At 71.4% G+C, this 1541-nt stretch carries 2 protein-coding genes; one reads left to right on the top strand and one right to left on the bottom strand.

Annotation, left to right across the window (positions count from 1 at the left end; all coding sequences use genetic code 11):
• Nucleotides 1-384: 384 nt before the first annotated feature.
• Nucleotides 385-654 (bottom strand): hypothetical protein, encoded by a 270-nt coding sequence (locus ACFXKZ_RS52420; protein WP_380015678.1) that lies wholly within the window; start codon nt 652-654, stop codon nt 385-387.
• 339 nt (nt 655-993) lie between these two features.
• Here ACFXKZ_RS52420 and ACFXKZ_RS52415 point away from each other — a divergent pair, with 339 nt between their 5' ends.
• Complete coding sequence (locus ACFXKZ_RS52415; protein WP_380015675.1) at nt 994-1515, top strand: S1 RNA-binding domain-containing protein; 522 nt, start codon at nt 994-996, stop codon at nt 1513-1515.
• The last annotated feature ends 26 nt before the right edge of the window (nt 1516-1541 follow it).

The raw sequence follows: 1541 nt of genomic DNA, 5'->3' as shown, positions 1-1541 counted from the left end.
CGGAACAGCCCGCCAGGAGGAACACGGCGGCTGCCACGGCCGGGGCGACCGTGCGCAATCGAATCATCCCGCGACGCTACCCGCCCGCGGGCGGCGTGCGCCGGGATATCGGCGCCCCCCGTCCTCGCGGACCTGCTTGGCGCCTGCTTTTGAATCCCTGCCCGATATCAGCGGTGATAGGTCGAGTCCGCGATCGGCCGAAGTGACGCCTCCGGCACGCTCGCCATCGTCGGGCGGAGCGGAACGTCAACCACGCCGCGTCCCGGCCCCGTTCACGTTGCGATGCGCGCGGCGCGGCGCGGCGGCCACGGCCCCGGTCTTGCCGACACCGGGCACCCCGGTGACGCACAGCACGGCGGGTGTCGCGACCGCCTCCCGCAGGAGTCATTTCTTCAGACGGGCCACGCCCTCGGGGCACCAGCGGAACTCGTCGTCCCCCTCGTCGTTCTCGTTCTCGCGTCGTTCCACGGCTCCCATCTCGACCAGTTGCAGGAGTGTGCCGTAGAGCATGTCGCCGAGGGGGTTGCGGGACCAGAACACCCACTTGTGATCGAGGTAGGTGTCGTCAGGCTCGAAGAGTCCGAGTGTCCTGCCGAGCCGGAGCATGGCGGTCTCGATGTCCTGCCACTCGGCCAATTGTTCGGAGAGGTTCATGCGCCGATACTGCCGGCAGCCGCGGCCGAACCCGGGGGTCGGAGGGGGCGGGCGGCGAGCCGGCGAACCCGAGGCGAACACCTCGCCTGGACCCTGTGAGTTCGCGGGTCTCTTCGTGGGCCTGGGCCGTGGCCTTGGGGCTCGGCAACGAACACCCTCCCCCGGGCGTCGGCAGACCCGAGGCATCCGCCACGGGGACGACCGCAGCGCCATGCGTGAACCAGGGCCGGGCTGCGGCGCGGTGGGGCACGGGCCGGTGCCACCGGAACGTGGTGGGTGTCGATGGGTGGGGCTGCGACCCGGCCGTGGGTTGCCGTCCGAGTACGCGAGAAGCCCGGCATGGTGGGGAGTTCCGATCCGGATCACGCGAGGGTCGTCGCGGATCTTCGAGCGCGGTTTCCGAGCGGGCGCGTCTGCTCCGGGGTGGTGCGGCGGGTCCTGCGTTCGGTGGCCTTCGTGCGGCTCGACGACGCCCGGGGCGTGATCAACACGCTGCATCTCACGTCCGGGTACGTCCGTGACTTCAACGACCGGCTGCGGGTGGGCCAGGTCGTCACGGCCGAGGTGATGTACGTCGACGAGGCGAACGCGGTGGTGTACCTGTCCACGAGGGCCCTGGAGGCGAACCCCGCCGCGCCGTTCTCCGGCCGGATCGGCGAGGTGGTGCCGGCGACTGTCGTCGCCGTTCCGCAGGGTGGGGTCGTGCTGCTCGCCCTCTCGGACACCCTCGTGGCTCTCCTGGCGGTGACCGACGCGGAACGCGCGGGACTTGGCGAGGGCGACCGGGTCCGTGTCCGGATCCGCGAGGTCGACCTCGGGACCGAACCCGGAACGCATCGGGTGACCGTCGCAATGCCGTGAGCCCCGACGCCGGCGTGAGGGGCCCG

The organism is Embleya sp. NPDC059237 (assembly GCF_042754105.1).
Lineage (GTDB): Bacteria > Actinomycetota > Actinomycetes > Streptomycetales > Streptomycetaceae > Embleya.
This window is presented reverse-complemented; position numbering and strand designations above follow the sequence as displayed.

Coding starts and splice junctions, on each gene's coding strand:
- ACFXKZ_RS52420 (WP_380015678.1), bottom strand. CDS start 654: ATGAACCTCTCCGAACAATTGGCCGAGTGGCAGGACATCGAGACCGCC.
- ACFXKZ_RS52415 (WP_380015675.1), top strand. CDS start 994: ATGGTGGGGAGTTCCGATCCGGATCACGCGAGGGTCGTCGCGGATCTT.